The sequence below is a fragment of the Lysobacter gummosus genome (assembly GCF_001442805.1).
GTDB classification, from domain to species: domain Bacteria; phylum Pseudomonadota; class Gammaproteobacteria; order Xanthomonadales; family Xanthomonadaceae; genus Lysobacter; species Lysobacter gummosus.
Genome location: NZ_CP011131.1, coordinates 3,082,441 through 3,109,137 on the forward strand (window position 1 = coordinate 3,082,441; position 26,697 = coordinate 3,109,137).

Sequence of the window (26,697 nt, forward strand, 5' to 3'; positions counted from 1 at the left end):
GCATGGCCCCCCGCACCCGATGCAATCACTCTAACCGCGAACTGCTAACTTGCAATGAAAAACCTGGGGTCGGCGGCCGGTGCGAAGCACGGGGTTCATCGCGGTCAAGCACGCGTGAAATCGAAGGCCAGCACCTCGGCGATGCGATCGGTGCCGAGCATCGCCATCAGCAGCCGGTCCATGCCCATGGCGACGCCGGCGCAATCGGGGAAACCCGCGCCCAGCGCGCTCAGCAAGGCCTCGTCGCGAGGCGGCGCGGGGACGCCGCGCTGGACCCGCACGGCGCGGTCGCGATCGAAGCGCGCGCCCTGCTCGTCCGCCTCGGCCAGCTCGTGGTAGCCGTTGGCCAGCTCCAGCGGGCCCAGGTACAACTCGAAACGCTCCGCGACCCGATGGCCGTCGCCGTCGTCGCGCAGCCGCGCCAGCGCGCATTGCGAGGCCGGGTAGTCGTAGACGGCGAGCAACTCGTCGCGCGCGAACGAGGGCTGCAGGCGATGGGTCATCAGCAGGTCGAGCCAGTCGTCGCGATTGAGCCCGGACGGATCGATCACGACATCGCCCAGCGCCGCTCGCAGTTGCGCTTCATCGGCGGTGAACGGGTCCAGATCCAGCCGCTGCCGATACAGATCGCGATACGTCACTTCGCGCAAGCCCGCATCGCGCCCGACCAACGCCAGGGCGCCGCGCACCAGTTGCGCGGTCTCGCCGATCAGGCGGCGATGATCCCAGCCGATCCGGTACCACTCCAGCATGGTGAATTCCGGATTGTGGCGGCCGCCGGCTTCGCCGTCGCGGAACACCCGGCCCAGCTCGTAGCAATCGCCGAACCCGGCCGCGAGCAGGCGCTTGAGCGCGAACTCCGGCGAGGTGCGCAGCCAGCGCGTGCGCGGCGCGCCGTCGTTGCGGCCGCTGAATTCCAGGGCGAACGAGGCGATGTTCGGATCGGTGTTGCCGGCCACGGACATCGCCGGGGTTTCGACCTCGGTCACCCCGCGCTCGGCGAAATACGCGCGCACCCCGGCGTTGAGCCGCGCGCGCAGGCGCAGCGCGTCGAAGCCCGCCGACGGCCGCCAGCGAGAATCGCCCGGACTCATTCGTTGTCGGCCAGGAACGCGAGCAACTTCGCTTCGTCCCAGATGTCCACGCCCAGTTCCTGCGCCTTGTCGAGCTTTGACCCGGCCTCGGTGCCGGCGACGACGAAGCTGGTCTTCTTCGACACGCTGCCGGCGACCTTGGCGCCCAGCGCTTCCAGACGGGTCTTGGCTTCGTCGCGGGTCAGCGCGCTCAGCGTTCCGGTCAGCACCGCGGTCTGGCCGTCGAGCGGTCCAACCGAAGATGCAGAGATCACAGGCGTCAAAGCATCCAGCCGCTTCAGCGCGTCACCGACCCGCAACAACAGCAGTTCGTTCTCCTTCACACTCAACCACGACGCCAGCGCCTGCGCGCTGTCGGCCGGCAAACCGGCGGTGATGTACGAATGCTCGGGCGCGTCGCGCAGTTTCTCCGCGCTGTCGAACGCGGTCGCCAGTTGTTCGGCGCGGATCTTGGTGACCTTCGGAATTTCCAGATCGACCAGCAGGGTCGCCAGATTCAAACCGTCGCGCAGCTTCGGCGACGGCGCGTGGGTGTCGCCGATCAGCACGCCGCGCGCGAGCAGATCGTCGATCACCTGCTGATTGCCGGGCTGGTCGAAGAAATGCCCGAGCGAACGCGCGACTTCGCCGCCGACATCGGGCAGGCGCTTGAACACCGGCCACGGCAACTGACGGATCAGCTGCAGATCACCGAGCCAGATCGACAAAGCCTTGGCCGTGCTTTCGCCGACGTGCTGGATGCCGAGCGCGAATAGGAAGCGCTCCAGGGTGGTCTTGCGGCTGTGGTCGATCGCTTCGATGAGGTTGTCGGCCCATTTGGTCGCGACCTTGCCGGCCTTGACCGTCTCCGGGGTGGTGCCGTCGCGCTCGTCTGCGCGGCGCTTCATCTCCAGCAGATCGTCCAGGGTGAGCTTGAACAGATCCGCGACCGATTGCAGATAGCCCAGGTCCGACAAATCCTCGATATAGCGATCGCCCAGGCCTTCGATATCCATCGCCCGGCGCGAGGCGAAGTGGCGGATGGCTTCCTTGCGCTGCGCGGGGCAGCTCAGTTCGCCCGAGCAGCGCCATGCCGCTTCGCCTTCCTCGCGCACGATTTCCGAACCGCACACCGGGCATACGGTCGGCATCTGCCACTGCGGCGCATCGGGCGCGCGGTACTCGGGCACGACCCGGACGATTTCCGGAATCACGTCGCCGGCGCGGCGCACGATCACCGTATCGCCGACGCGCACGTCCAGGCGCGCGATCTGGTCGGCGTTGTGCAAGGTCGCGTTGGTCACCACGACGCCGGCGACCTGCACCGGCTTGAGCCGCGCGACCGGCGTCGCCGCGCCGGTGCGGCCGATCTGGATTTCGATCGCCTCCAGCACCGTGGATTGCTCCTGCGCCGGGAATTTGTGCGCGATCGCCCATCGCGGCGCGCGCGAGACGAACCCCATCTCGCGCTGGCCGGCGTAGTCGTCGAGCTTGTAGACCACGCCGTCGATATCGAACGGCAGCGAGTCGCGCTTGGCGCCCATCTGCCGGTAGTAACCGAGCAAGCCCTCGCTGCCGGCGACCACGCCGCTTTCGCCGCTGACCGGGAAACCCCATTCGCGCAATTGCCTGAGCGTGGCCGAATGCGTGGCGGGCAACGCATAGCCTTCGACCACGCCGACCGCGTAGGCATAGAACGCCAGCGGCCGCTGCGCGGTGATGCGCGGATCGAGCTGACGCAGCGAACCGGCGGCGCCGTTGCGCGGATTGGCCAGAACCTTGCCGCCGTCCTTGAGCGCTTTTTCGTTGTAGGTCTTGAACGCGGCCAGCGGCATATAGACCTCGCCGCGCACTTCCAGCACCGGCGGCCAGCCTTTGCCGCGCAGCTTCATCGGAATGGCCTTGACCGTGCGCAGGTTGAGGGTGACGTCCTCGCCGGTGGCGCCGTCGCCGCGGGTCGCGCCCTGGACGAACAGGCCGTTTTCGTAGCGCAGGCTGATGGCCAGGCCGTCGAGCTTGGGTTCGACCGAGAACTCAGGCGCTTCGATGTCCAGGCGCTCGACGATCTTGCGCACGAAATCGGCGACTTCCTCATCGCTGAAGGCATTGCCCAGCGACAGCATCGGCACCTGGTGGGTGACTTCGGCGAAGGCGCCCGAAGGCGTGTTGCCCACGCGCTGGGTCGGCGAATCGGCGCTGGCCAGTTCCGGGTGCGCGGCTTCCAGGGCTTCGAGCTCGCGCAGCAGGCGGTCGTAGTCGGCGTCGGTGAGGGTCGGGTCGTCGAGGACGTAGTAGCGGTAGTTGGCGTCATCGAGCTGGCTGTGCAGTTCGGCGGCGCGCTTGGCGGCCTGGGCGGCGTCTTTCTTGTTGGCGGTCGTCACGGGCGGGTTGTCCTTGCGCTGCCGTTCGAGCGGGGCGACCGGCATTTTGAACGGATTTGCTGCAATTGTGGGCGTTGTGGGTGTCGTGGGTTGCGACTGCTGCGGCGCGACGCGTGGGGCTGAGGATGCGTTCGTTATGGCGGCTGCTGATAGCCGATGCGGGCATGAAAATATGCCCCCTTTGAAAAGGAGGCTGCGCGCTGCGGGGCTTGGAGGTCTGTACCGACAACCGGCGAGCGGGGGATTTGCTTTGGCCGTGTTAAGAGCAAAAGCGAATCCCCCCTAGCCCCCCTTTTTCAAAGGGGGGGAACAGACTTCGGGGAGGCGCGGAGATGCGCTGTCGCGAATGCGGGCACGGAAATATGCCCCCTTTGAAAAAGGGGGCTGCGCGCTGCGGGGCTTGGAGGCCAGTACCGATAACCGGCGCGCGGGGGATTTGCTTTGGCGGTGCTAAGAGCAAAAGCGCCCCCCCTAGCTCCCCTTTTTCAAAGGGGGGAAGAGACTTCGGGGGGACGCTGGTATTGAGGTGCGGCTAGAGAGCGGGCAGCGAAGCTGCCGCGCCGATCACCACCGCGTCGGCTTGCTCAACGGCGGCGCTTCGCGCTGGCGGTCGTAGGCGCGCAGTTCGTCGCGCAGATGGGCGATGCGCTGGCGGCCGAGCGCGTTGCGCTGTTCGTCCAGCACCACCGCATCAAGCAGTTCGGCCATGCGCTGCGCGGTCGGCAGCATGGTTTCCCATGCGTCCAGGGCCGGAACCGGTGCCGGCAGGGTCAGGAAGAACGCCACCGCCGGGGTCTCCAGCGACTGGATCGTGGCCATGTCGAAGCTGCCGGGCTTCATGATATTGGCCACGCTGAACACCGGGCCGCGCTCGGGATGGCCTTCGACCAGGCGATGGAATACGCCCATGTGGCCGTAGACCAGGCCGGCCTTCTCCGCCGCGACCACGATGTCGGGACCGTGCAGCTTCTGCCCGGCGCGCGCGGCCAGGTACAGGGTGACGATCTTGTCGAACTCCTCGCTGACCCGGCGCCCGAGTTCGCTGTTGGCGGCGTTGACGCCGCCTTCCAGAGTCTTGTCGAACAGCTCCAGCTCGGCCTGGGTGGTGGCCTCGCCGGGCGCGCCGTTCTGGCCCAGTTCGCTTTCGATCTGCTCGCCCAGGGTCGGTTCCTGGCGCGGTCCGGGCTTGCGCTCGCCGGCGCGGCTTTCGTCTTCGCGCGCGACGCGCTTGCCCTGCCCGGGTTTGCGCGGGCGGCCGAAGAACACGATGGCGCCGATCAGGATCAGGCCGGCGATCAGGATGCCGATCCTCATCAGGGTCACGTCGGACATCGATTGCTCCTTTTGGTGCGGGGATTCGGGAAGAAGATTTCGGGATTCGTCACAGCGGCTGCGCCGGCGTTGAATCCCTTACCTGTCCCGACTCCAAAAATGGATAACGACAACTCAAATACAACGGCTTCGGCCTTTACCAATCCCGAATCCCGAATCACCAATCACGGCTCAAGCAGCACCCGCCAACCGCGTCGCCTCGGCCAGATCCACCGAGACCAGGCGGCTCACGCCCGGTTCGCGCATGGTCACGCCCGAAAGTTGCTGCGCGGCTTCCATCGTCGCTTTGTTGTGGCTCACGAACAGGAACTGTACCTGTTCGCTCATCTCGCTGACCATCGCGGTGAAGCGGCCGACGTTGGCTTCGTCCAGCGGCGCGTCCACCTCGTCGAGCAGACAGAACGGCGCCGGATTCAAACGGAAGATCGCGAACACCAGCGCCACCGCCGTCATCGCCTTCTCGCCGCCGGATAGCAACGAGATGTTCGACACGCGCTTGCCAGGCGGACGGGCCATGATCGCAACGCCGGTGTCGAGCAGGTCTTCGCCGGTGAGTTCCAGATAGGCGTGACCGCCGCCGAACAGGCGCGGATATAGCTCCTGCACGCCGGAATTGACCCGGTCGAAGGTGTCCTTGAAGCGGCCGCGGGTTTCGCGGTCGATCTTGCGGATCGCTTCTTCCAGGGTTTCCAGCGCGGTGTTGAGGTCGAGGAACTGCGCGTCGAGGTAATCCTTGCGCTGCTGCGACTCGGCGTGTTCCGCGATCGCGGCCAGATTCACCGGCTCCAGGCGACGCAGCTTGTTGTCGAGTTCGATGACCGTGCGTTCCCAGGTCTGCGGCTCGGCGTTCTCGTCCAGCGAATTGACCACGTCCTGCAGCACCGCGCCGGCTTCGGCGATGGCCTCGGTCAGGGTTTCGGCCTTGAGCACCAGCGCCTGCTGTTCCAGGCGGCGCTGGCCGATGGCTTCGCGCTGCTGCAGCGCTTGTTCGTCGCGCTGCTGGCGGGTCTGTTCGAACTTGCGCAGATCGTTGTCGATGCCGTCGAGCGCGCTGCGCGCGGCGGTCAGGTCCTGCTCGGCGATGACGCGCTGCTCCAGCGCGACCTGGCGCTGCTGTTCCAGCTCGACCACCGGCTCATCGCCGTCGCTGAGCTGCGCCGACAGTTCGCTCAGGCGCGAATCGAGCTGGCCGCGCTGGCCGCCCATGCGTTGCAGGGTCTGGCTGAGGCCGGCGATCTGCGCGCGCTGGGTTTCCAGGGTCAGGCTCAAGGCGTGGGCGGCGTCGCGCGATTCGCGCGCGGCGTTGCGCGCGGCGTCGCGCGCTTCCGACAGCGAACGGCGCTCGGATTCCAGCTGCAGGCGCGCGTCTTCCAACTCGCCCATGCGCTCGACCGCGGCTTCCTGACGCATGCGCGCCTCGCGCGCCTGCTCGCGACCGGCGTCCAGGCCGATCAGCAGCTGTTCCAGGTCGGCGTCGATTTTCTCGATGCGGCTGCGCGCCGAATCCAGGCGGCCCTGATGGCTCTGCAACTGGCCGGCGAGTTCGGACACGCCGCGATGGGCCATGTACAAGGTGCGCTGCGCGTCTTCGCGATGCTGCTCGGCGGCGAGCGAGCGGTCGCGCAGTTGAATCTGGTTTTGTTCGAGTTCGCGCTCGCGGGTCTGCAGTTCTTCGATCTCGACCCGCAGGGTCTGGATCTCGCGTTCGCGCAGCAGCGCGCCCTGCTTGGCCGCGCCCGAACGCAGCACCCGCACCCAGCCGGCGCCGAGGCGCTCGCCATTACGGGTGATCACGGTTTCTTCCGCGCCCAGGCTCGGCTGCAGCGCGCGCGCCGCGGCCAGATCCTCGGCGCCGTGCAGGCGCGAGAGCAGCCGGCGGATCGCCGCCGGTCCCTGCACCTTCGAGGCCAGCGAAGTCGCCGCATACGTGGCGTTGTCGCGCTCGGGCGAGACCAGGGTCAGGCGGCCTTCGCCGAGTTCGCCGATCGCATCGACCAGGGCTTCGGGCGCTTCCACCAGCACGCCTTCGATCAACTGGCCCAACGCGCTTTCCACCGCGTTTTCCCAGCCCGGCTCGACGGTGAGGGTTTCGCCGACGCGCTGCGCCGAATCCAGGCCGCGCGCCTTGAGCCACGTCAGCGCCGCGCCCTGCTCTTGCCCAAGCGCGGCGTGCTGCAGGGTTTCCAGCGACGACAAGCGGCCGCGCGAGGTCTGCGCCTGCTTGCGCACTTCGGCGAGCTGGTTCTGGGTCGAGCGCTGCTGTTCCTGCAGGTCCGACACCGCCGATTTACGCACTTCCAGTTCTTCGCTGAGGCTGTCCAGCGATTCTTTCTGCAGATCGTGCTGGCTCTGCAATTGTTCGAAGGCATCGGCCAGCGCCGCCACGTCCAGGCCGGTGCGTTCGCTGCTCAGCGATTCGCGCCGGCGCTCGGCGTCCAGGGTCTGCCGGTCCAGGCCTTCGATGCGGGTGCGTTCGACCTCGGCCGCGCGCGCGGCTTCGGACTGCTCGCGGCTGTGCGCGTCCCAGCGCTGCTGCCAGTCGTTGAGCTTGTTTTCGGCGTCGCGCAGCGCGTCCTGGCGCGCTTCGTCGTCCTCGCGCATGGCCTCGATGCGCGGCTCGGCGTCGGCGACCGCGGCCATCAGCACGTCCAGGCGCGATTGATCGCTGCCGATGTGCTCGCCGATCTCGGCCAACTGCGCCATCGCCTCGTCGCGCGCCTTGAGCAGGCGGCTGGACATCTCGCGCTGATGCTGGATCTGCTGCTCGATGCGCGCCAGCGCACCGCCGACTTCGTAGCTGGCGGCCTGGGCCTTGTTGAGTTTTTCCGCCGCTTCCTCGCGGCCGACGCGGCCGGTTTCCAGCTCGCGCTCGGCTTCGCGCTGTTCGGCGATCAACTGCTGCAGGCGGGTTTCCTGCTGCGAGAGCTTCTCGCGCTGGACCTGCAGTTTCTGATCCAGGGCGCGGTATTCCAGCGCCTTCCACTCCACGTCCTTGATCTTGCGCTCGGCCTGGATCGCCTGGTACTGCTCGGCCTGGCGGGCCTGGCGGCGCAGGTGTTCGAGCTGCTTGCCGATTTCCTCGCGCAGATCGTTCAGGCGGTCGAGGTTTTCGCGGGTGTGGCGGATGCGGGTTTCGGTTTCCTTGCGGCGTTCCTTGTACTTGGAAATGCCGGCGGCTTCTTCCAGGTACACGCGCAGGTCTTCGGGCTTGGCCTCGATGATCTGGCTGATCATGCCCTGCTCGATGATCGAGTAACTGCGCGGGCCCAGGCCGGTGCCGAGGAACAGATCGGTGATGTCGCGACGGCGGCACTTGCCGCCGTTGAGGTAGTACTGGCTGGTGCCGTCGCGGCTGACCGTGCGCTTGACCGAGATTTCGTTGAACGCGGCGAATTCGCCGGTGATGGTGTGGTCGGAGTTGTCGAAGATCAGTTCGACCATCGCCTGCGAGACCGGCTTGCGCGCCGAGGAACCGGCGAAGATCACGTCGGTCAGCGAGTCGCCGCGCAGGCGGCTGGCCGAGCTCTCGCCCATGACCCAGCGCACCGCGTCGATGATGTTCGACTTGCCGCAGCCGTTCGGACCGACCACGCCGGTCATGTTGGTGGGCAGGTGCAGCGTGGTCGGATCGACGAAGGACTTGAAACCGGACAGCTTGATCGTGGACAGACGCATGCGGCGGTGTGGCCTCTTGGCGCGCCGGGGCGCGACCGTGAATTTAGGTTAGACAGTACGCCCAAGTGGTTGAATCGTATGGGCAGGACGCGGTTCCAAACCGTGCTTCCTCGCGAGTATAGCGGGCCGGAGCCGAGCCCGCCGTCGACGCCGCGGTTTTGCCGTTGGGGCCGCCGCGGCGGGGCGCCGGGCCCGAACCCGCCGGCGCCCCATCCTGGGACGGCGATCGGCCCGCGACCATGCGGCCCACGGCCCGGCCGTGGTAAATATGCACGGCCCATCCGACCCGAGTCGCGAATACTCGCCGTCGCCAACGTGACATGGAGCGACACGCCCCGCATGAGCCGACCGCGCGCATCCAACCCCGCCCGCAAGGCCGGCGAACACCTGACCATGGCCGATCTGGCCGAACTGGCCGGGGTCTCGGCGATCACCGTCTCGCGCGCCCTGCGCGACAGCCCGCTGGTCAATCCCGAGACCCGGGCCAAGATCAAGGAGCTGGCCGAGCGCCAGGGCTACCAGTTCAACATCAGCGCGCGCAACCTGCGCCTGCGCCGCAGCATGACCGTGGCGGTGGTGGTCGAGATGAAACCCACCGTCGAGCGGCAGATGTCCGGCCCCTACCCGCTGGACCTGCTCGGCGGCATCAGCCAGGAGTTGACCTCGGCCGGCTACAGCGTGCTGCTGACCTCGCTGCAGGGCGGCGCCCTGCCCAGCGTGCAGGCCGCCGACGGGGTGATCCTGCTCGGCCAGGGCGCGCACGAGGACGCCATGCACGAGGTCCGGCGCTGGGGCCGGCCGATGGTGGTCTGGGGCGCGGTCAGCCGGCACGAATCGCAGGTCGTGGTCGGCAGCGACAACCATCGCGGCGGCAAGCTGGCGGCGGAGCGGTTCCTGGCCCTGGGCCGGCGCCGGCCGGTGTTCCTGGGCGACGAAGCCCACGGCGAGTTCGCCGAGCGCCTGGAGGGCTACCGCCAGACCCTGGCCGAGCACGGCATCGTGCCGCTGACCCCGACGGTGGCCAATTTCACCGTCAGCGCCGGCGCCCAGGCGGTGCACGCCCTGCTCGACCAGCATCCGCAGTTCGACGCCTTGTTCGCCGCCAGCGATCTGCTCGCGATCGGCGCCATCCGCGCGCTGATCGAACGCGGCCGGCGCGTGCCCGAGGACGTATCGGTGATCGGCTACGACGACACGCCGCTGGGCGCCACCTACCTGCCGCCGCTGACCTCGATCCACCAGAACTTCGTCGATGCCGGCGTGTCGCTGGCGCGCAAGATCCTGGCGATGATCGAAGGCGAACCGGCGCAGTCGGAAATCCTGCCCACCCATCTGGTCGCGCGCGTCACCTGAGCGCTGGCTTGGCGATGGCGCGGATTCGACCGCCGCATCACGATGCGGCGCATGTGGCCGCCATCGCCGACAATGCCGGTCGCGCGGATGCGCGCGCACAGCGCACGAATGGACTCGACATGACCGACCCGCAACCCGTCCCACCCAAGCCCATCTCGCAACAGGCCTACGTCAGCTTCGGCCTGCCGCTGGGGTTTGCCGTCGTCGTCAATCTGCTCACCGCGTGGATATTCCAGGGCGACAACCTGGGCCATGCCTACATCCTGATCTTCCTCGGCCCGATCGTGGCCGGCGTGTTCCTGATCGCCACGCTGATTTATTCCGCGGTGACCCGGACCTGGCGGGCCTGGCTGGGCGGTTGGGCGATCGCGCTGCTGATCACGATGTTCACCTGGCTGTAATTTCGCTGTCCAGGAACCGATTGCGAAGCTGCATCATCTCCCTCTCCCGCTTGCCACCCAAGGTGACTTCCTTCGGGGCGCGGGAGAGGGTTGGGGTGAGGGCGCGGCTAGTCGCAGACCTCCAGGCAAGAGCATTCTCGCCTGCGGCGCTCCCCTCACCCCAGCCCTCTCCCGCAAGCGGGAGAGGGAGAAGAGCGGTTTCGCTTGCCACTCCCAAGCGAATTCGCGCAACAGCGACGCAGTCGCCATTCGCGTTTTGAAACCGCGCGGTTTCGGCGTGGACGCGGCATCGCCCGGGCCGTTAGCGTGAGTCGCCGCGGCGCTCGCGGCATGGATACATCGCACGCGATCACGACGATCGCATCGCTCATCATCAAGGAAGGATGCCATGAAGCGCTTCATCGCCTCGCACACCGGTTCGCTCCCGCGCCGCCTCGCCCGTTGCTTCGCCCGCATCGCCGCATGCGCGGCGGTGTTCGCCTGCTGCGGCCTGGCTCAGGCCGCGCCGCCGTACAGCGGCACGATTTATCTCGCTCCGAACCTCATCACCGCGGCCGATCCCAGCGACTATGTCGGCGTGAGCTACAGCGGCCAGGGCGTGCGCTTGATGTTCGACCGGCGCACCAACGCCTATGCGTACTACAACGCGTATCTGTTCGATGTCGTCTACGCCAACGACGTCCACGTCCAGGCCCAGGTCAATCCCGAGTTCGGCAGCGCGGCCGCGGCGCAGGCGCAGGTCGAGTTCTACGCGCCGGTGATCGGCCGCATCCCGCGCGCGTTGCGCTCGCAAGTGAGCACTCTGTGGATCCACGCCGGCGATCAGCCGTTCGGCGGCGGCAACAACAATCTGCTGATCCACACCGGCAGCTACGCCCGCGATTACATCGCCCGCGGCATCCTGGAGGAAACCTTCGTCCACGAAGCCACGCACACCTCGCTGGATCCGTTCCACGCCGGCTCGTCCGGCTGGTGGGTGGCGCAGCAGTGGGACCGCGAATACATCTCGACCTACGCGCGCGACAACCCGACCCGCGAGGACATGGCGGAAACCTTCCTGATGTGGCTGGCGGTGCGACATGGTCTGGGGCGGGTCCCGCCGGACGTGGCCTACACCGTGCTGACCACGGTGCCGTACCGCCTGCAGTACTTCGATTCCTTGCGCCTGGATCTGAATCCCTACGTCGCCACTCATCCATGAGCGGCATCGCGATGCGTTCTGGAAATCCGTGACCGCGTTAACGACGGCGTTCGCGCAGCCGGCCCGCTGAAACATGCTGCAACGCAGCGCGGCCGGACTGCGTTGCTGCGCTCGGGCCGCGCCGGTTTGCGCACCGCAGCAATCGGCTAAGCGGCTGATTCGAAGGGGTTAAGGTTTCGTGATCCGGCGAGCCGTGCGCCAGCGATCAGTGCCCCGCACCATCACCGGATGCATCGACTGTTATCGATAACTTGACATCGATAACAATGAATCCCTAGGGTCCGCCTCCAAGCCGCCGCGATACCCGCCGCGGCGTCCAGATCCAGGGCCCCGTTCGCGTGATCCAGCCTCAACCCCTCGCCCCCGACACCGCTTCGACCGACGCGCCCGACGCCTGGCGCCTGCGCCAGAACGCCTTCGACCCGGCCCGCGCGCGCCGCGACCAGACCCTGTTCGCGCTGGCCAACGGCTCGCTCGGCGTGCGTGGCGGTTTCGAGGAAGCCGACGGCGGCAGTGACGGCAGCTTCCTCGCCGCGGTGTTCGAAAAACACCCGATCCACTACCACGAACGCTTCCCCGGCTTCGCCCGCAGCACCGACACCCGCCTGCCGGTCGCCGACGGCCAGCGCATCGCGGTGTGGCTGGGCGCGCAGCGGCTCGACATCGACGCGGCGCAATGGCTGGGGTTCGAACGCGAACTCGATCTGCGCAGCGGCCTGATGCGCCGGCGCCTGCGCCTGAAGACCGCGCAGGGACACAGCATCGAGATTCGCGCCGAGCGCGTGCTGCCGTTCGACAGCGGCGCGGCCGGCGTGGACCTGCTCGCGATCCGCTACACGGTCGCCTCCATCGATTACAGCGGCCCGCTCGCCCTGGTCTCGGCGATCGAATGCGGCCACGCCGCGGCCGAACAAGGCGACGACCCGCGCATCGGCGTGGCCTCGGCCGAAGGCCTGCAACTGCTGTCGCGCCAGGCCGACCAGCGCAGCGCGGATGTAGTCCAGGCGACCCGCCGCAGCGGCGTGCGCGTGGTCTGCAGCCAGGCCCATCGCCTCGGCGATGGCTTGAGCTTCGACGAGGCGGTGATCGGCGCCGAGCACGTCGCCCAGCGCTACCTCGCGCAGTTAAAGCCCGGGCAGGCGGCGACGATCGAGAAGTTCGTGGCCTACGCCACCGACACCAGTCCGCACGCCACCGACCTGCCCGCTCACGCCGCGCAGGCCTTGAATCAGGCCGCGACGCAGGGCTTCGACGCGATCGCCGCGCGCCAGGCCGCGTCGCTGGCGCAGTTCTGGGACGGCGCCGAACTGTTCATCGACGGCGATGCCGGCGCCGAACAGGCGCTGCGTTTCAACCTGTTCCACCTGCTGCAATCGGCCGGTCGCGACGGCATCAACGGCACCGCCGCCAAGGGCCTCACCGGCGAAGGCTACGAAGGCCATTATTTCTGGGACACCGAGGCTTTCATGCTGCCGGTGATGGCCTACACCGCGCCGCAGGTCGCGCGCGCGATGCTGCATGCGCGCTTCCTGGCGCTGGAGCCGGCGCGCAAGCACGCGCGCGAGATGAACCATGCGCGCGGCGCGCTGTTCCCGTGGCGCACGATCACCGGCGGCGAATGCTCGGCGCACTATCCCTCCGGTTCGGCGGCGTACCACATCAATGCGGCGGTGGCCTATGGGCTGGGGCTGTATCTGGACGCCAGCGGCGACATCGATTTCCTGCTCGAATGCGGCGCCGAGATCCTGTTCGAAACCGCGCGCATCTGGCCGCAGATCGGCCACTTCAATCCGCGCCGCGGCGGCGCGTTCTGCATCCACGAGGTCACCGGCCCCGACGAATACACCGCGCTGGTCGATAACAATTTCTACACCAACCGCATGGCCCAGCAGCATCTGCTGCGCGCGGTGCGGGTGTGGGAACAACTGCAGCGCGAACGCCCGCAGCAACTGCAGGCGCTGGCGCAGCGCCTGCAACTGGAAACGCACGAGATCGACACCTGGCGCCGCGCCGGCGAGCGCATGTTCCTGCACTTCGATCAGGCCCTGGGCATCTACGCCCAGGACGACACCTTCCTCGACAAGCCGCGCTGGCCGTTCCCGAAGCACGAGGGCGAACATCGCCCGCTGCTGCTCGACTACCACCCGATCACCTTGTACCGCCACCAGATCTGCAAGCAGGCCGACGTGGTGATGGCGCTGGTGCTGGCCGGCGACGATATTCCCGCCGCGGTCAAGCGCCGCAGCTACGACTACTACGAAGCGGTGACGACTCACGATTCGACCTTGTCGGCCTCGGTGTTCGGCATTCTCGCCAGCGAAGTCGGGCTGGCCGATCAGGCCGAGCGCTTCTTCCACGACAACCTGCGCGTGGACCTGGACGATCTGCACGGCAATACCGATCACGGCGTGCACATGGCGGCGCTGGCGGGGACGTGGCTGGGCCTGGTGTCGGGGTTCGCCGGCTTGCGTGTTTCTGACGGCGATTTGAAGTTTTCGCCGACTCTGCCGCGGCAATGGCGTGGTTTCGGCTTCGGCCTGCGTTGGCAGGGCCGGCGCCTGCGCGTGAACCTGCGCCGCGACGGCGTCGAATACGTTCTGCTCGACGGCGCGCCGCTGAGCATCGAACACGCCGGCGAACGCATCGAGCTGCGCACCGGCGCGCCCGTGCGCAAGCCGCTGGCGACGCCCGGCGACGAGGCCAAGCTGGCGTTCCCGCGCCCGGCGCAGGCCCTGATCTTCGATCTCGACGGCGTGCTCACCGACACCGCGCAAACCCATTACCGCGCGTGGAAACGCATGGCCGACGAAGAAGGCCTGCCGTTCGACCAGCACGTCAACGAGCAGCTCAAGGGCGTGGATCGGATGAGTTCGCTCGACATCATCCTGCGCCACGCCGGCAAGGTGCTCAGCGCCGAACAGAAACTGGCGCTGGCCGAACGCAAGAACGGTTACTACGTCGACGCCATCGCCGAGGTCACGCCGAAGGATCTGTTCCCGGGCGTGGAGCGCGTGCTCGAACAGGCGCGCGCGCGCGGGCTCAAGCTCGGCCTGGCTTCGGCCAGCCGCAACGCCGCCGCCCTGCTCGATCGCCTGGGCATCGCGGATCGCTTCGACTACATCGCCGACGCGGCGCGGATCGCCCGCGCCAAGCCGGCGCCGGACATTTTCCTGGATGTCGCCGCCGCGCTCGGCGTCGCGCCGTCGCTGTGCATCGGCCTGGAAGATGCCGCGGCCGGCGTGGTTTCGATCAAGACCGCCGGCATGGCCGCGATCGGCATCGGCGATGCCGCCACGCTGGCGCGCGCCGACGCCTGCTTGCCCGATATCGCCTCTTTCGATCTGAACGCTTTCGTTTCGCCCTGACCGCGCGCGGCACGTACCGCCGCGGCAGGACCGCCACTGACCAACAATCCATAACGATGGGTGGGGAGAACACCATGCAACAGACCACTTTCAAGCACGCAGCCGGCCAACGCGCAGGCGTCGAACAAACCCGGCTGATGCGTTACGCGCTGTCGGCGGCGATCGCCGTCGCCCTCGCCCCCGGCCTCGCGCTGGCCCAGGACGCGGCCGCCCCGGCGCCGCAGGCCGCCGCGCCCGGCAACGATTCGGCGACCACGCTCGACGCGGTCGTGGTCAGCGGCACCGCCCGCTTCAAGGGCCTGCGCAAGCGCGACGCGAGTTTCTCGATCACCACCGCATCGGCCGAACAGTTGCAGGAGGCCGTGCCGCTGAGCACCGCCGACGCGCTCAAGGTCGTGCCGGGCGTGTGGGCCGAATCGGCCGGCGGCAGCACCGGTGCGAACATCTTCGTGCGCGGCATGCCGTCGGAAGGCGATGCGCCGTTCGTGACCGTGCAGATGGACGGCGCACCGCTGTTCCCGCCGCCGACCCTGTCGTTCCTGGAAAACTCCACGCTGTTCCGCATGGACGACACCATCGACCGCATGGAAGTGCTGCGCGGCGGTCCCAGCCCGATCTTCTCCAACGGCCAGCCCGGCGCCACGGTCAACTTCATCCAGAAGAAAGGCGGCGAAGAACCGGCCGGCAGCGTCCGCGTCGGCCTGGGCAGCGACGGTTTCCGCCGCGTCGATCTGTTCAACAGCGGCAAGCTCGCCGAAGGCTGGTACTACAGCGTCGGCGGCTTCTACCGCACCACCGACGGCGTTCGCGACACCCAGTTCCCGGCCGACAAGGGCGGCCAGTTCAGCGCCACCCTGACCCACAGTTGGGATAAGGGCGAGATCACCGTGTACGCGCGCCACACCAACGACAAGAACGCGTTCTTCACTCCGATCCCGCTGCTGTCGCGCGACAACGGCAGCAGCCTGTCGAGCTTCCCGGGCCTGGATGCGCAGACCGGCACCCTGCTCGGCAACGATTTCCGCCACGTCACCATTCCGACCGGACCGGGCGGACAGACCATCAGCCGCGATCTCGCCGACGGCCGCGGCGTCAACCTCGACGTGTTCGGCGCGTCGATGGACTTCTATCTGGGCGACTGGACCATCAGCGACCGCGTCAACTTCGTCAGCGGCAGCGCCCCGACCAACGGCCTGTTCACCGGCGCCAGCCCGCAGACGCTGGGATCGTTCATCGCCGGATTCGGCAGCGCCGGCACCGCGACCTACGTCAACGGCGGCGGCGCGGTCGATCCGAACCAGCAGGTGCTGACCGCGGGCTTCTGGGTGGTGGACAAGGAAATCGAATCGTTCACCAACGACCTGCGCTTCAGCAAGGACCTGTTCGAAGGCAACACGTTGACGGCGGGCGTGTACTTCGCGCGTTACTCGTCGAAGGACACCTGGTACCTGGGCAACAACATGCTGCTGACCGCGCAGAACAACGCGCGCCGCATCAATCTATCCCTGGCCGACGGCCGCCAGGTCACCCGTGACGGTTTCACCGGCACCTCGTTCTTCTCCCTGCGCGGCGATTACGACGGCCAGAACACCGCGGTGTTCGTCGCCGACGAATGGCAGATCAACGACCGCCTGCGCCTGGACGGCGGCATCCGCTACGAGTGGCAGCAAGTGGACGGCACCGTGCACGACACCGCCACGGTCGATCTGGACGGCAATCCGAACACGCTGTACGACAACAACACCTCGGTGTCGCTGCCCAGCTCGCGCCGCATCGACCAGGACGACAAGCATTTCTCCTGGACCCTGGGCCTGAACTACAAGCTCACCGACAGCGCCAGCGTGTTCGCCCGCGCCAACTCCGGCTACAAGCTGCCGGCCTTCGACAACCTGCGCGACGGCAACAACAAGGTGCAGGAGATCGATCAGTACGAATTGGGCTTCAAGTCCGGCAACTCGGTCTACGACCTGTACCTGACCGCGTTCTACAACAGCTTCACCAACTCGCCGTTCCAGGCCTTCCTCGACGACGGCACCAACTTCACCACCGCCGGCGATTCGCGCGCTTACGGCGTGGAAGTCGAAGGCGCGGTGCGCCCGATCGGCGGCCTGGAACTGGCCCTGACCGGCGTGTGGCTGGACGCGAAGTACGAGAACTACCGCGAGTTCACCGGCAACCAGGTGATGCGCCAGCCCAAGCAGCAGTTCCGCTTCACCCCGAGCTATTTCTGGACGCTGCCGTTCGGCGATCTGAAGATCTTCGCGACCTACTCGCGCATCGGCGACCGTTTCGCCGATCTGGCCAATACCCAGAAGCTGCCTTCGTACGAAACGCTGGATGTCGGCGCGAACATGCATGTGGGCGATCACTGGGAGTTCGCGCTCAGCGGCAGCAATGTGACCAACGAGTTGGGTCTGACCGAAGGCAATGTGCGCGTGCCGGGTGCGGCCAGCGGCGGTGTGTTCATGGGGCGGCCGATCGCGGGGCGGCAGTATCTGTTCTCGGCGGCTTACAAGTGGTGATGTGACTGGAGCCCCTCTCCCGCCTTGCGGGAGAGGGGTTGGGGTGAGGGCTCGCGGGACAGCAAACGCCACGCCACTTAGCGAAGCGTTGCCCTCAGTGCCCTCAAGCCCTTCGCGCCACCTTCTGACAGAATCCACGCAAATGCCGGCGATCGCTATCGCGCGCGCCCTCACCCCGCCCCTCTCCCGCCAGCGGGAGAGGGAGTTGTTGCGCAACGCCCGAAAACTTCGCTACACGCCGCGACACTCACGGAGCCCCGATGCCCTCCACCGCCGCCAACCGCCGTCGCATGATCGCGGCCATGATCCTGACCTACATGATGTTCGGGATCCTGCTCAACAGCGTGGGCACCGTGATCCTGCAGGCGATCCAGGGCTTCGGCATCAGCAAGAACGAGGCCAGCATCCTGGAGGCGTTCAAGGATCTGCCGATCGCCGTGGTCTCGTTCCTGACCGCCGCGCTGATGCCGCGGCTGGGCTATCGCCGGGCGATGATGCTGGGCCTGAGCATCGTCGGCGTGGCCTGCGCGCTGATGCCGGTGCTGTCGTCGTTCTGGATGACCAAGGTGCTGTTCATCGCCACCGGCATGTCCTTCGCCCTGGCGAAAGTCTCCGTGTACTCCTCCATCGGCCTGCTCACCGAAGGCAAGCAGGCGCACGCCAGCCTGACCAGCATCATCGAAGGCTGGTTCATGGTCGGCGTGCTCGCCGGTTACTGGGTCTTCGCCTGGTTCATCAATCCGCAGTCGCCGGGCGATCCGGTCTGGCTGCACGTGTACTGGCTGCTCGCCGCCATCGCCGCCGCCATCGTGATCCTGCTGGCCAGTTCGCGCATGGACGAATCGGCCGCGCGCGACGGCCACGCCGCGGGCGAATCCTTCCTCGACATGTTCCGCCTGATCGCCCAGCCGCTGGTCGCCGCGTTCCTGGTGTCGGCGTTCCTGTACGTGCTGATCGAACAAAGCGTCGGCACCTGGCTGCCGACGTTCAATCGCGAAATCCTGCACCTGCCGACCAAGATGAGCGTGCAGGCGGCGAGCATCTTCGCCGTGTCGCTGGCGCTGGGACGGCTGGCGGCGGGCGTGGCGCTGCGGCGGGTGCCGTGGCACTGGCTGTTGAGCGTATGCGTGATCGCGATGGCGATGCTGGTGCTGCTGGCGCTGCCGCTGGCGCGCGACGTGCAGCCGCACGAGGACATGAACTGGATGCGCGCGCCGCTGGCCGCGTATGTGTTCCCGCTGATCGGCTTGTTCATGGCGCCGATCTATCCGGCGATCAATTCGGTCGTGCTCAGCTCGCTGCCGAAATCGCGGCACGCGGCGATGACCGGTTTGATCGTGGTGTTCTCCGCGCTGGGCGGCACCACCGGATCGTTCATCACCGGACAGTTGTTCGCCCGCATCGGCGGCGGCACCGCGTTCTATCTGTCGCTGCTGCCGATGGCGCTGCTGCTGCTGGCGATCGCGATGCTGAAGCGGCAATCCGGCCGCGCCGAGCGCGAGGTGGCCGCGGCCTGAGCGCCAGTCCGCCGCGCCCAGGCGCGCGTGAATTGATTCAACCTCAATCCAGCAACCCGCTGGTTTTGGCGAACTGAAGCAACATGATGGTCTTGCCGTCCTTGATTTCGCCGGAAGCAACCATCCGCAAGGCCTCATCGAAGGGCATCTCCAAGACCTCGATATCCTCGCTGTCCACGCCGCCGCCATCGCTGATTCGATCCTTCTGACTGTACTCGCCGACGAAGAAGAACAGCTTCTCGGTCACCGAGCCCGGGCTCATGTAGGCCTCGAACACCTTGCGGACGTTGCCGATCGAATACCCGGTCTCTTCCTCGGTTTCGCGACGGATGCAGGTCTCGGGGTCGTCGTCCAGCAAGCCCGCGCAGGTCTCGATCAACATCCCGTCGGCATTGCCGTTGACGTAGGTCGGGTAGCGGAACTGCCGGGTGAGCACGACCGTGCGCCGCGGGCGGTTGTACAGAAGGATCGTGGCGCCGTTGCCCCGATCGTAGGTTTCCCGGCTGGTGGTCTTCCACTGCCCATCGGCGTGCAGGTATTCGAACGTCGTCGTCTTCAGGACATACCAGTTGTCCGAAAGAAGCCGTACGTCTTTTACGCGAATGCGCTCATTCATTCGCTCTCTCCATGAGGTGCGATTCGGATTTCATAGCCGCGGACTTCACGCCGCCGGCCGCTTCATGCCGCAAGTTTACCCGTCGATCGCGATCGGGCATGCGTCGAATCCGGACAAGGGATCAAGCGCGCGCCCGTTCCAGTTCGATCAGACTGCGCGCGGCGTCGATAAGCCCTTCCTCGCTCGAACGCGGCGTCCATCCCAGCACGCGCTGAGCTTTAGCGCTGCTCGCGTTTTTCTTCTTGCCCAGGTCCGGTACGATCTGCCGCACCATCGGATCGAACCAACCGGTGACGCGGACCAGCCAGTCGGGCAGTTGCCGCACCGGCACTTTATTCGCCTCCGCGCCCAGGCCGCGGCGCAGCGTCCGCGCGATTTCGATCACCGGCATGAAATCGCCCGCGACGGCGAGGAAGCGCTCGCCGTTGGCGGCCGGATCGATCATCGCGCGCAGATGCAGATCGGCGACATCGCGTACGTCGACGGTGCCGAAGTCGAGCCGCGGGCAGCCAGGCAGCTTGCCGTCGAGCATGCGCCTGATGAAGGCGATGGAAGTCGAATAGTCCGGGCCGAGGACCGGGCCGAATACACCGACCGGATTGATCGCCGACAGTTCCAGTCCATCGCCTTCGCGCTCGATGAATTCCCAGGCCGCGCGTTCGGCCAAGGTCTTCGACTTGGGATAGGCGGCGACCTCGCCGCTCAGATCGGACCACACGGTTTCGTCGAACGGCGCGGTGCGCGCGGGGTGTCCATAGCCGATCGCCGCGAACGATGAGGTCAGCACCACCCGCTTGACCCGCGCACCGCGCGCTGCGCGCAGCACCCGCAGCGCGCCGTCGCGCGCCGGCACGATCAGTTCGTCCTCGTGCCTGGGCACGCCGGCCGGAAAAGGCGATGCCACGTGCAGCACGTAGCCGCAACCGGCGACGGCCTCGGCCCAGCCGGCGTCGCGCTCCAGATCGGCGACGGCGAACGACAGGCGATCGCCGGCCTCGACCGCCGCCTTGGCGATCATCGCGCGTACTTCGGGCTCGCGCCGAAGATCGCGCACGCTGGTGCGCACGCGGTATCCGGCGGCCAGCAGTTGCGCGATGCAATGGCTGGCGAGGAAACCCGAACCGCCGGTGACCAACACCGTCGTCGCCGCTTTATTCATGAGGTCGATACATCACCGCTTCGCCAACGCCGCAGGTTCGTCGTCGCCAGATCCCGATGCCGCACTATTGCTGCGACTCGATCAGCACATACTCGCCCTTGCTGCCGAAACGCTTGCCGGCGCGCACGCACAGCTCGCCGTCGCAGCGGGTCAAGGCGCCGGTGCGGGTCGCCTCCATGATGTCCCGGCCGAACTTGGCGCGCTGGATCTCGCGCATGGACTTGCTGATGAAAAACCAGCTGCCGCCGACCGCGACCGCCGAGCCCACCACCAAGGCCAGCGTGGCCTTGTAGATCAGCATCTGCTGCGCGCGTTCCAGGCCCTGGCGTTGCTCCTCCAGCGCCTTGCTCGCGCGCGTGGCGACCTCGGCGCTTTCGCGCAACTGCGCGCCGATCGGGCCGAAGGACTGATCCACGGCGCGGCCGATGGCATCGCGCGCCTGCCCCTGCACCGCCCCGACCAGTTGCTCGGCCAGTTCCTGCGCGCCGGCGCCCATGCCCTCCGCGGCGCGATGCAGTTCATCGGCGCTGCGGTCCACGTGTTGCACCGCGCGCTCGCTCTGCTCCTGCAGGTGCTGAGCGAATACCGCCAGATCGGCGGCCAATCGTTTTAGGTCTTGCGCGTCCTGCACTGCTTGGCTCTCCGTTGAAGTTACGGCCCGGTCGCCCGCGACTGCGGGTTCGGCGGCGCCTCGTGCGGCAACAGCGGCTGCGCCGGCGGTTGCTGGCGCGCGGCGTGCTGCTGCGTGGCCTGATCGGCCTGATTGAGTTGATAACGATCGCGCCCGCTCTGCAGCCACGCCTGGGTGGCTTCGGTGCGGGCGTGGTCCTGCGTGGCCGCGCGGAAGGCGCCGTCGTCGCGATTGCGCGCCGCATCGACCAGCCGGGCGAAGGTGCGGTCGATATCGTCGCCCGCGGCCGCGTGGCCGCCGACGGTGATGCCGCGCTCGTTGCCCGGCGTCGCGCCGATGCGCACCGGATGGCGCTGCAAACGCGCGTCCATGGCCGGGTCGATCGGCTCCTTGTTGCGCGGATCGACGACCGAGCCGTGCCTGATCTGGTCCTTGCTCGCCACCTCATCGACACGGTCGCGCACGCCGTCGCGGAACCCGTGCGTGGTGTAGAAGAACTGGTGTTTGTCCGAGCGATGCACGACGTTGAGTTTGGGATCGTCGGACTCGACGCGCTTTTCCAGATACGGCCGGTCGCTCAGGCCGTTGAGGTAGTCCACCATCAGATTGCCGCTGCGCACCGACAGGCCGTTGAGCTCGTAGCTGCCGCCGATGTTGCTGTGCGCGCCACCGACGGTGACGTTGAGGAAGCGCTGATCCTCGGCGAAGCCGTCGCGCAGGATGCTGGTGGACTTGAACTGGTCGCGGCGCTCGTCCTCGGCGGTGATCTGGAAGGCCGACATCACTGTCGGCGGCAGGCGCCGGTCGTGATTGCGCGGCTCGCCGGTGCCGACCGGATCGAACAAACCGACCGCCTGCGGCACCTGCCCCGGCGCCTGCAGCGGGGGCTTGGTATAGCTCACATCGGTGATATTGCCGTCCCGGTCCTTGCTGTAGACCGCGCCGGTCGGGTCCTGGATGCCGCGCTCGTGCACCAGCCGCGCGAACGCGGCTTCCTGCTCGGCGCCGCGGCTGAAGCCGATCCCGGCCAGGCTGATGTTCGCGTCCGGGTCTTCGGCCTTCCATTGCTTGGACTGCTCGATGAACTGCGCGTACATCTTCTCCACGCGCGGCTCGAAGGTGCGGCCGGTGGCGAGGTCCACGGTGCTCTTGAAAAAGCCGCTCTGGGTGCCCGGGCCCTCGACGTAGCCCACGCCGATGTTGTCGTGCATGCCGTTCTGCAACTGCTTGACGACTTCGGCGACGTTGGTGTGATTCTTCGGCTCGTCGCCGTACATGCTGTTGCCGCTGCCGTCGAAGGCGGCGACGAACAAACGCGCATGCGGATCGGAGGAATCCAGCAGCGTCGGCGCGCGCAACTGCGCGAGCTTTTCGCTGGCCTCCACATAGCTGTTGAGGTCGTGCTCGTCGGCGGGATAGGTCTTGACGCCGTCGGGATTCTTGCCACCGCCCATCGCAAACTCTCCTTAGCACTGCGGTCCGGGTCTCGGCGCCTGCGGCGGCCGCGCCCGGTCAGGTCGATCAATACGTTTGGCTGAAGACCCGGATCAGGTCGGCGCGGAAATCGCTGTTCGGGTTGGCCGGGTCGCGCGGCTTTTTCAGCGGAATCATGCAGCGCATGTAGACGTTGACGGTGCGGTCGTCCACTTCCAGGATGATTTCCGGATCGTTGACGCTCACGCCCACAGCGACGTCTTCGCGGGCGACCTCATGGCGGATCAGCTGGTCGCGGAAGATCGCCGCGATGTCGATGCTGGCGTGGTGCTCGCTCTTGTCTTTGGAGCGCCACTTCACTTCGGCCGGGGCGGGGAAATTGGCGATGTCCAGGTGCGCGGCCTTCATGCGCTGCTGGTAATTGGCGCCGAACGAGGACGCCGCGGCGCTGAGCTGGTCCGGATCGTCCTTGCCGTGCGGAAAGCCGTTATAGACGATGCTGCAGCCGTAGGTGTCGAAGCAGAAACCGCCGAAACGGTGACGCTGGAAGCGCAGCGGCCACTCGGCCGTGGTGCCGGCGCCGGGCCCGGGCTGCGCGGAAGAGTCGGTTGCGGCGGAACTGGACATGGCGGTTTGACATCCTGTTGCGGCGAATAGGGCAAGCATCGCGGCCAAGGCGCGAAGCCGGCGAACACGGGCGATACGATGCGCGGCGCAAGGTATCGCCGCGGGACGGCGGCGGCCGGTCGCGGACTGACTGTCCATCTGGATCCCTCCGGGTGCCCCGGCACACTAACATCGCAGGCCGGTCGCGCCCACCGTACGGGCGCGTCCCCTTCCGTACTGCGCAGGCGGCGGAACACACAACGTGAAGTGTGCACTCAAGCGGCGATCGGACTCAACTCGCTGGTTGCGCGCACGCCGGGCCGCTGCGCATGCGGCGGCCTGATCGGCGTGCATGCCCGACGCTTCGCCGCGAACGCGGCGCGAGGATTTCGGCGCGGTCGCGCGCTGCGACTACAGGCGCAACTCGCTCTGACGATCGAAGAAGTGCATGCGCTCGGCGGCGTAGGACAAGTGCACGGTCTCGCCCGGCGCGGGCAGATGGAACGGCGGCAGCCGCAGCACCAGATCGCAACCGCCGCAGCCCAGATTGAGGAAGGCCTCGTTGCCGACCGGTTCGACCACTTCGACCTTGGCCGGCAAAGTGTCCGGGCCGGCTTCGGCCAGATGCATGTCTTCCGGGCGCAGGCCGATCATCAGTTCGCGGCCGATGTAGGCGCGCACTTTCTCCAGCATCTCGCCCTGCGGCCGCAGGCGCAGCTCCACGCCCTCGCCGATCCGCAGATGCAGGCCGCCGTCGCGTTCGAGCACCGGGCCCCACAGGATGTTCATCTTCGGACTGCCGAGGAAAGTCGCGACGAACAGATTGATCGGGCGCTCGTACAAGGCCATCGGCGTGTCGATCTGCTGGATCTTGCCGTCCTTCATCACCACGATGCGCTGGCCCAGGGTCATCGCTTCGACCTGATCGTGGGTCACGTAGATCATGGTGGTGCCCAGTTGGCGGTGCAGCCGCGCGATCTCCACGCGCATGGTCATGCGCAGCTTGGCGTCGAGATTGGACAAGGGCTCGTCGAGCAGAAACACCTGCGCCTTGCGCACCAGCGCGCGGCCCAGCGCGACGCGCTGGCGCTGGCCGCCGGACAAGGCCGCCGGCTTGCGTTCCAGCAGCGGCTCCAGTTCCAGCATCGCCGCGGCTTCGCCGACTTGCCTGGCGACATCGGCCTTGCTCATGCCGCGCAGCTTGAGGCCGAAGCCGAGGTTCTCCGCCACGGTCATGTGCGGATACAGCGCGTAGCTCTGGAAGACCATCGCGATATCGCGATCCTTCGGCGGCATGTCGTTGACCCGGCGCTCGCCGATGCGCAGCTCGCCGTCGCTGATGGTTTCCAGGCCCGCGATCATGCGCAACAGGGTCGATTTGCCGCAGCCGGAGGGACCGACCAGCACCAGCAGTTCGCCGTCGGCGATTTCGAAGCTGGCGTCGGCGACGCCGACATAGCCGTTCGGATAAACCTTGCGCAGATGCTGCAGAGTGACCTTCGCCATGAATTCTCCCGACAATGCGATCGGGGCGATGCATTTGGCCGCGCCCTGGGCTATTCTGCCATGTAACCGTTTTCATGCACGTCCCACTTGCGGCTTTGCCGGCGGGCCTCGATCCGCCGGCCAAATCGCAGGCCCGAATGGCTCCGGAGGCCACGACGCAATGACCGACCGCACTACCGCTGACCGTACCTTTCCGCAGGGCTTCCTGTGGGGCGCCGCGACCGCCGCGCACCAGATCGAGGGCTCGCCGATGGCCGACGGCGCCGGTCCCAGCATCTGGACCCGCTTCGCCCATACGCCGGGCATGACCCTCAACGGCGACACCGGCGACGTGGCCTGCGATCACTACCGGCGCTGGAAGGAAGACGTCAGGCTGATGAAGGAACTGGGCCTGCAGGCCTACCGTTTCAGCGTGTCGTGGTCGCGCATCCTGCCCGAAGGCACCGGCCGGGTGAATCAGGCCGGGCTGGATTTCTACTCGCGCCTGGTCGATGAGTTGCTGGCCAACGGCATCGAACCGCTGCTGACCCTGTACCACTGGGACATGCCGGCCGCGCTCGACGACCGCGGCGGCTGGCTCAACCGCGACTGCGCCGACTGGTTCGCCGAATACGGCCAGGTCATGTACCGCGCGCTCGACGGCCGGGTCAAGAAGTGGGTCACGCTCAACGAGCCGTGGGTGATCACCGACGGCGGCTATCTGCACGGCGCCCTCGCCCCGGGCCATCGCAGCCGCTTCGAAGCGCCGATCGCCTCGCACAACCTGATGCGCGCGCACGGCGCGGCGGTGCAGGCCTATCGCGCGGAGGGCAAGCACGAGATCGGGTTGGTGGTGAACATCGAGCCCAAGTACGCCGCCACCGATTCGGCGCAAGACGCCGCCGCGGTCAAGCGCGCGCACGCCTACATGAACGAGCAATACCTCGATCCGGCCCTGCTCGGCAGCTATCCGCCGGAACTGCGCGAGATATTCGGCGAGGCCTGGCCGGAATGGCCGCAAGCGGATTTCGACCTGATCAAGCAGAAGCTCGACTTCATCGGCGTCAACTACTACACCCGCAGCGTCACCAAGGACGCGGTCAGCTACCCGCTCAACACCGGCGTGGTGCGCCAGCCGTCGGGCACCTACACCGAGACCGGCTGGGAAGTGTTCCCGCAGGGCCTGACCGACACCCTGACCTGGGTGAAGGACCGCTACGGCGACATCCCGATGTACATCACCGAGAACGGCGCGGCCTTCTTCGATCCGCCGGTGGCCGAGCCCGACGTCAGCGGCGCGCGCCGCGTGCGCGATCCGCTGCGCATGGATTATCTGCAAAAGCACATCAGCGCGATCCACGACGCCATCCAGGCCGGCTGCGACATCCGCGGCTACATGGTCTGGTCGCTGCTGGACAACCTGGAGTGGTCGCTGGGTTATTCCAAGCGTTTCGGCGTGGTGCACGTGAACTACGCCACCCAGGACCGAACGCCTAAGGACAGCGCGCGCTGGTATACGAAGGTGATCGCCAGCAACGGCAAGCATTTGAGCGAGCCGTTGCCTTATTGAGGCGGGGATTCGGGATTTTGGATTTGGGATTCGTGGCTCCGGATCGGGATTCGGAATCCGGATTCGAACACCGAGGCGTAGCGAATCCGACACCCGACGCCGCCCCCTCAAGAACGTCATCCCCGCGAACGCGGGGATCCAGTGCCTTTGTCGTGACCTGCACGAAAGTCGCTGGATCCCCGCGTTTGCGGGGATGACGGACTGATGGATTCGCGGGAAAGCGCTGCCGGGGTCGGCACACTGCCGCCTCAAACCGCGCCCCCGACTGCCAAGACTGCTACTACCGGCACCCCCAAACCCCGCACCAACCGACATCCATAACAACGAATATTCGCCCTGACCCCGAGCGGCGATATGCTTGGGACCCGAGCCGGGA

17 protein-coding genes are annotated in these 26,697 nt (G+C 67.1%); 7 read left to right on the forward strand and 10 right to left on the reverse strand.

The window, feature by feature from the left end:
* Positions 1 to 104 precede the first annotated feature (104 nt).
* The 4 genes from epmA to smc form a co-directional block, all read right to left on the reverse strand.
* Positions 105 to 1,094, reverse strand: a complete 990-nt coding sequence (epmA, locus tag LG3211_RS12425) for an EF-P lysine aminoacylase EpmA (RefSeq protein WP_057943127.1) — start codon at positions 1,092 to 1,094, stop codon at positions 105 to 107.
* A complete protein-coding gene (gene ligA, locus LG3211_RS12430) occupies positions 1,091 to 3,454 on the reverse strand; it encodes an NAD-dependent DNA ligase LigA (protein WP_057945448.1) in 2,364 nt (787 codons plus the stop codon). Before ligA ends, epmA begins: the two co-directional genes overlap by 4 nt.
* A gap of 564 nt (positions 3,455 to 4,018) precedes the next feature.
* A complete protein-coding gene (gene zipA, locus LG3211_RS12435) occupies positions 4,019 to 4,786 on the reverse strand; it encodes a cell division protein ZipA (protein WP_057943128.1) in 768 nt (255 codons plus the stop codon).
* Between the two features lie 171 nt (positions 4,787 to 4,957).
* On the reverse strand, positions 4,958 to 8,461 hold the full coding sequence (smc, locus tag LG3211_RS12440) for a chromosome segregation protein SMC (RefSeq protein ID WP_057943129.1): 3,504 nt from the start codon (positions 8,459 to 8,461) through the stop codon (positions 4,958 to 4,960).
* Positions 8,462 to 8,800: 339 nt separating this feature from the next.
* Here smc and LG3211_RS12445 point away from each other — a divergent pair, with 339 nt between their 5' ends.
* From LG3211_RS12445 to LG3211_RS12470, 6 genes are all read left to right on the forward strand, one after another.
* The gene (locus LG3211_RS12445) at positions 8,801 to 9,814 is read left to right on the forward strand and encodes a LacI family DNA-binding transcriptional regulator (RefSeq protein WP_057943130.1); all 1,014 of its coding nucleotides are present in this window, start codon (positions 8,801 to 8,803) and stop codon (positions 9,812 to 9,814) included.
* A 119-nt stretch (positions 9,815 to 9,933) separates the two neighbouring features.
* Positions 9,934 to 10,215, forward strand: coding sequence for a hypothetical protein (locus LG3211_RS12450; RefSeq protein ID WP_148648883.1), 282 nt, complete (start codon positions 9,934 to 9,936; stop codon positions 10,213 to 10,215).
* A gap of 388 nt (positions 10,216 to 10,603) precedes the next feature.
* Entirely contained in the window at positions 10,604 to 11,416 is an 813-nt protein-coding gene (locus tag LG3211_RS12455) for a hypothetical protein (RefSeq protein ID WP_057943132.1), read from the forward strand.
* Positions 11,417 to 11,754: 338 nt separating this feature from the next.
* Complete coding sequence (pgmB, locus tag LG3211_RS12460) at positions 11,755 to 14,781, forward strand: beta-phosphoglucomutase (RefSeq protein WP_057943133.1); 3,027 nt, start codon at positions 11,755 to 11,757, stop codon at positions 14,779 to 14,781.
* Positions 14,782 to 14,918: 137 nt separating this feature from the next.
* Positions 14,919 to 17,303: a TonB-dependent receptor gene (locus LG3211_RS12465; protein WP_057945449.1), complete on the forward strand. Its 2,385-nt coding sequence runs from the start codon at positions 14,919 to 14,921 to the stop codon at positions 17,301 to 17,303.
* Between the two features lie 260 nt (positions 17,304 to 17,563).
* Positions 17,564 to 18,820, forward strand: a complete 1,257-nt coding sequence (locus LG3211_RS12470) for an MFS transporter (protein WP_237049752.1) — start codon at positions 17,564 to 17,566, stop codon at positions 18,818 to 18,820.
* Positions 18,821 to 18,863: 43 nt separating this feature from the next.
* On the opposite strand, the gene nudK is transcribed toward LG3211_RS12470, so the two are convergent.
* The 6 genes from nudK to LG3211_RS12500 form a co-directional block, all read right to left on the reverse strand.
* The gene (nudK, locus tag LG3211_RS12475) at positions 18,864 to 19,436 is read right to left on the reverse strand and encodes a GDP-mannose pyrophosphatase NudK (protein ID WP_057943134.1); all 573 of its coding nucleotides are present in this window, start codon (positions 19,434 to 19,436) and stop codon (positions 18,864 to 18,866) included.
* A gap of 121 nt (positions 19,437 to 19,557) precedes the next feature.
* Entirely contained in the window at positions 19,558 to 20,595 is a 1,038-nt protein-coding gene (locus LG3211_RS12480; RefSeq protein ID WP_057943135.1) for an SDR family oxidoreductase, read from the reverse strand.
* 64 nt (positions 20,596 to 20,659) lie between these two features.
* Complete coding sequence (locus LG3211_RS12485; RefSeq protein ID WP_148648884.1) at positions 20,660 to 21,226, reverse strand: hypothetical protein; 567 nt, start codon at positions 21,224 to 21,226, stop codon at positions 20,660 to 20,662.
* Between the two features lie 20 nt (positions 21,227 to 21,246).
* Positions 21,247 to 22,680 carry a phospholipase effector Tle1 domain-containing protein gene (locus LG3211_RS12490; RefSeq protein ID WP_057943137.1) on the reverse strand — a complete coding sequence of 478 codons (1,434 nt, stop codon included), beginning with the start codon at positions 22,678 to 22,680 and terminating at the stop codon, positions 21,247 to 21,249.
* Between the two features lie 67 nt (positions 22,681 to 22,747).
* Positions 22,748 to 23,287: a hypothetical protein gene (locus LG3211_RS12495; protein WP_057943138.1), complete on the reverse strand. Its 540-nt coding sequence runs from the start codon at positions 23,285 to 23,287 to the stop codon at positions 22,748 to 22,750.
* A gap of 390 nt (positions 23,288 to 23,677) precedes the next feature.
* Entirely contained in the window at positions 23,678 to 24,772 is a 1,095-nt protein-coding gene (locus LG3211_RS12500) for an ABC transporter ATP-binding protein (protein ID WP_057943139.1), read from the reverse strand.
* 160 nt (positions 24,773 to 24,932) lie between these two features.
* Between LG3211_RS12500 and LG3211_RS12505 the strand changes: the two genes are divergently transcribed.
* Positions 24,933 to 26,321 (forward strand): GH1 family beta-glucosidase, encoded by a 1,389-nt coding sequence (locus tag LG3211_RS12505; RefSeq protein WP_057943140.1) that lies wholly within the window; start codon positions 24,933 to 24,935, stop codon positions 26,319 to 26,321.
* Positions 26,322 to 26,697 lie beyond the last annotated feature (376 nt).